Annotated in this window: 3 protein-coding genes; all 3 read right to left on the reverse strand. The window is 32.0% G+C overall.

Features of this window, described 5'->3' with window-relative positions; translation table 11 throughout:
- Window positions 1–1,353, reverse strand: a 1,353-nt coding sequence (locus KFT32_RS26970; protein ID WP_349304964.1) for a DUF7657 domain-containing protein, incomplete at its 3' end; no start/stop codon positions are given.
- On the reverse strand, window positions 1,340–3,622 hold the full coding sequence (locus KFT32_RS26975) for a glycosyltransferase family 2 protein (protein ID WP_211750436.1): 2,283 nt from the start codon (window positions 3,620–3,622) through the stop codon (window positions 1,340–1,342). The genes KFT32_RS26970 and KFT32_RS26975, both read right to left, overlap by 14 nt.
- Window positions 3,623–3,639: 17 nt before the next feature.
- Window positions 3,640–4,513 (reverse strand): hypothetical protein (locus KFT32_RS26980; protein ID WP_211750437.1); only part of this gene is annotated, 874 nt, incomplete at its 5' end.

The raw sequence follows: 4,513 nt of genomic DNA on the forward strand, positions 1-4,513 counted from the left end.
TATAAATACAATAAACAGTCCATAGGAAGAATAGATAAGCCATTCAGTTTTCGATATTTTAACTTGTTTAAATCCATGTTGTATAAAAATCCCTAATACAAATGAAATCACTAGAAAACCTAAAGGAACTTGTAAAGCAGGGTATAAAGTAAATATAAATCCTATAGTGCTAAGTAACGTTCCTAGAGACAACATAATTCGATATTTTAATTTCCCCTGCTTTAGAAGGTAATAAATACTAACTATAATACCTTGTGAGTATATGATAAGCTCTACTACACCTGCTCCAGTAGTAAACCACCATTGTATCGGTGCAGAAAACCCTATCCAAAAAGCCCCCAACACTGATATTTGCTTATTCCGATTAGTTAAAATCATACATATCTCAAAAGATAATAAAATAAGAATAATTAATTTAGAGAAATAGAACCAAGAAAGACCATAGTCTTTTCCGAATAATAAGAAACCCCAGTAAAATGGTTTTCCTAATGTTTCTAACGTCATTGTAGGAGCATTCGCTAAAACCATATTCTGTCCATCAGAACGTATTAAATCATTTTCATACTTTAACGGCTCATTGGAAAACGTTTGTGATAAAAAGTAAGGAGTTTGAACTAACCATTCATCACTTCTTATAGAGCGTTCTACTCCGAAAATTCTATTTTCAGACTTAGGCTCACCTAAAATCTGATTCCACATTCCAATTGATGAACCATTTAATTTTAAGAGCATGAAAACTATAAAAATAGTTAACCCAATTATGTACCGGTATTTAACTAATTTATCTATTCGCCATATGCTTAAATATATTAAGAGGAGCGTTATTATAACCATAAAATTTTGGCTAATTAATGTATTAAAATTTAAACCGCTCTTCAGATCAGCATTTAAAATCAGCTTGTCTACTTTAAATTCGACTCCTGCTTGATTTGAGTAATCAATTCGTAAATTAGTAATATTATGTTTCTTGAAATCCACCTCAAACTCATTTAAGCCTTTCTTAATTTGGAATACAGAGGAGTTAGCTTCCGTATATTCTTGATTATTACTTTTATAGAATACTTGTAAAAAACCACCCCCTTGATTATAATCAACAATGATTTTTATATTGTGATTCTTTTTTCCAAAATTTCCATATTCAATCCAAGCGTCATCCTCATTTGTTTTATACCAATTCTCTGATAGTTTCTCTACGCCTTTTAACTCTTCATTTGTTTGATTAAGATTCTGTGCAGGCCCCACATTCATAAACTGAAAATTATGATATAAGATTTGGATCATAAAAATAGTTAATATTGAGATGAGAACGAAAGCTGTTTTTCTCACTATTATTCTCGTTTTAGTCTTCTGCATTTATATTGTAGTCCTCACTAGTTTTGGTTAAATTAGGATTATAATTAGGATCACAATTCAGAATATCTCCCCAAGTTTCCTTCATTAGATCTATCTCTGATCTAAATCTCTCTTGTTTTTCGGGAGTATCTTCATATCCTCTACTTTTTGATTCGAAGTGATATAGCTTAACTTGCGGTAGCCATACATTATAGTAGCCTAGGCTCCAAATTTTAAGACAAAAATCCACATCATTAAATGCGACCTTCAATTCTTCATTTAGTCCTGATACTTCGAGATAAAGATCTCTTTTAACCATAAGACATGCTGCTGTTACAGCTGTATAATTACATACTGTCTTCAGTCTATTAAAGTATCCATTTTCAGTTGAAGAAAAGTGCTTATGACTATGCCCTGCTACACCTCCTATACCTAAAACAACTCCACCGTGCTGAACAGTATTATCTGGATAGTATAAACATGCTCCAACAACCCCTACAGTTGGTCTTACAGCTTGTCCAGCTAATTCTTCTAACCAAGTTTCAGTTATAACTTCTATATCATTGTTAAGTAAAAGTACCAGCTCTCCATCGGCATGTTGAACTCCATAGTTATTAATTTTCGAATAATTAAATGGTATATTATATGGTAGCCATTTAAACTTTGTACGTTGTCTATTTTTCCATTTATCATACACCTTAAAAGTTTCACTATCCTGACTACCATTATCGATTACTATGACTTCAAAATTCGAGTATTTTGTTTTACTAAAAATTGATTGAAGGCAAGTATCTATAACACATGGTAAATTCTTGTTGGGTATAATAATGGATACCTTAGGATTATTAATAGCATTATGATGTACCCTATATAAGTTAGAAATATTTTCCACACCTTCAACCCAAGCATTTAATCCGCGTCTTAGTATTGTATCTTCCAGTGCTCTCAACCCAGCTGAATGGGTGTAATTCTTCGAAGAGTCGCCACTTGCTGTTGATTCAGGAATAGATCTCCAATGATATAATATTTTTGGAATGTGGTAGATCTCATTAGTGATCTCAGTCAGACGCAATACCAAATCGTAGTCTTGACTACCTTCATATCCTTTTCGGAATCCCCCAATTTTATTAATTAGAGATTTTTTATATACACCAAAATGACAAGTATACATCTGAGATAACAATAGATCTGGGGACCAATCCGGCTTGAAAAAGGGTGCAAATCGTTCACCCTCAATCGTTATTTTATCTTCATCGCTATAGATCATATCGGCTAATGGATACTGATTAAGAATCCTAACATTTTCGTAAAGCGCATTAACCGCTAATTCATCGTCATGATCAAGTAAGCCAATATATTCACCTGTTGCAATTTGTAAGGCTGTGTTAGAAGACTCACTAATATGGCCATTTGAAGTCCTGTAAACAACTTTGATGCGAGAATCAAGTTTCTCATATTCCTCTAAAACTTTCTTTATATGAGGTTTAGTAGAAGCGTCGTCAGCGATGCATAGTTCCCAATTCCCATAAAGTTGTTCCATAACAGAATTAATACATTTTCTTAGCCATTCTTCTTCTACATTATAAACAGGTAAAATTATAGAAATTAGTGGTTTAAATATCATGTTTTCTTCGATATCTTTTTGGATATTCTCAATATCTGAAAAAGTTAATGTATTCTTATTCATCCATCTACAATAGCTTTTATCAACATTATCTGAGCCTTGTACTATATGTGATTTTATTTTATTCCATAATCCTCTTGATCCTTCTAGTCTATATATAGAATAAGCTTTAGACGCCATAGATTTTATGGAGCTATAATTCATTCCATTTCTACTTACAATCTTCTTAAAAGAACCTATTGCTAGGTGTAACCGCGAAACTTTTTTTACAGAAAAGTTTTTAAATACAAAACTTAACTCTCTCTCACCTGGATCAATTCTTATGTTCAGAGTATCCTCTGGGATATATACTAAAGCTTCATAGTTAATATTCTGAGGAGTTAGATATGAAAAAATCAAACTCTCTGGCTCAGAAAAACCACTACCACGATCCCAGTACATTTTTAAGGGTATATTCTCAGAACATATAGATTCCCATTGTATTTTATTCCAACCAACATAGTATCGGCCTTTTATTAAAAAGGCTGGATCATGTCCACGCACAACCCATTCATCATATGATCCCTCTATATCGGTGTACGGAATTAAAGTGATATTTGTTTTCAAACCCACAAGACCAGCAAACGATGGGAAAACTTTATTTTTAAGAAATCTATTTAGTTTCAAAACAAGATCCTCCAATATTATTGTTTACCGATTATCTTTTTAAAGAACTGAATAGCCCTCCATCCTTTAGTCTGATAAATAGAATTGATTTCTTCAAGAGAATTTTTCAGTTGCAATTCTTTCTCGTTAATTCGATCAGAGAGAATAGAATTTTCCTTTCTTAATACGTCCATTTGATCATCTTTGTAACCTACGGTTAGAGTAATTTCAGAAATTGTTTTTTGGAGAAGCTGGAGATCATTCTTTCTTTCTTCTAATAAATCCTTGATACTTTCAAGTTGTTCTTCTAAATCTAATATTCTATCGTTCTTCGTACTTGTAATTTTGTTATTCTCTATAATTAATTCTTGCAAGCTATGTGAACCTGTAATCAGCTCAAATTCAACTAATTTAACATGTGCACTTGAGTCCAAATCAAATATTATATGGGGATCATCTTCTAGAAACACGTAACTTTTTCCAATATTACACTTGTAGTTTCCTGATATTTTGAATAATTCAATCTTTTGATTGGAAGTATCATAAAATCTAACATCTCTCACCTGGTATACACCCGAAAAATTAGATGGGTCTATTCTAATTGACGTAACTTCCTGATTATTAGAATTTATCGGTAAGGAGTATTTTTTCTCCTCGTTTATTAAATCATGTTGCACTTTAAGGCTTTCTTTTTCATTAAACCCTTTTCCAGTATCAAAAAACAGTTGTAATACATCGGTATTATGATCACAAGTCGTCATATCGACTTGGTATAAACTAGATATACTAAAAAAAACATCTCTCAAATCTCTCAATTTTTTCACATCTACATCATGAGTCAAATCTTGATTTATTCTACTTCTCTCCGTTATTAGAAGACTGAACTCTTCTGTTTTTCTTGCAACATAAATC

Source organism: Paenibacillus sp. Marseille-Q4541, assembly GCF_018310695.1.
Lineage (GTDB): Bacteria > Bacillota > Bacilli > Paenibacillales > Paenibacillaceae > Paenibacillus.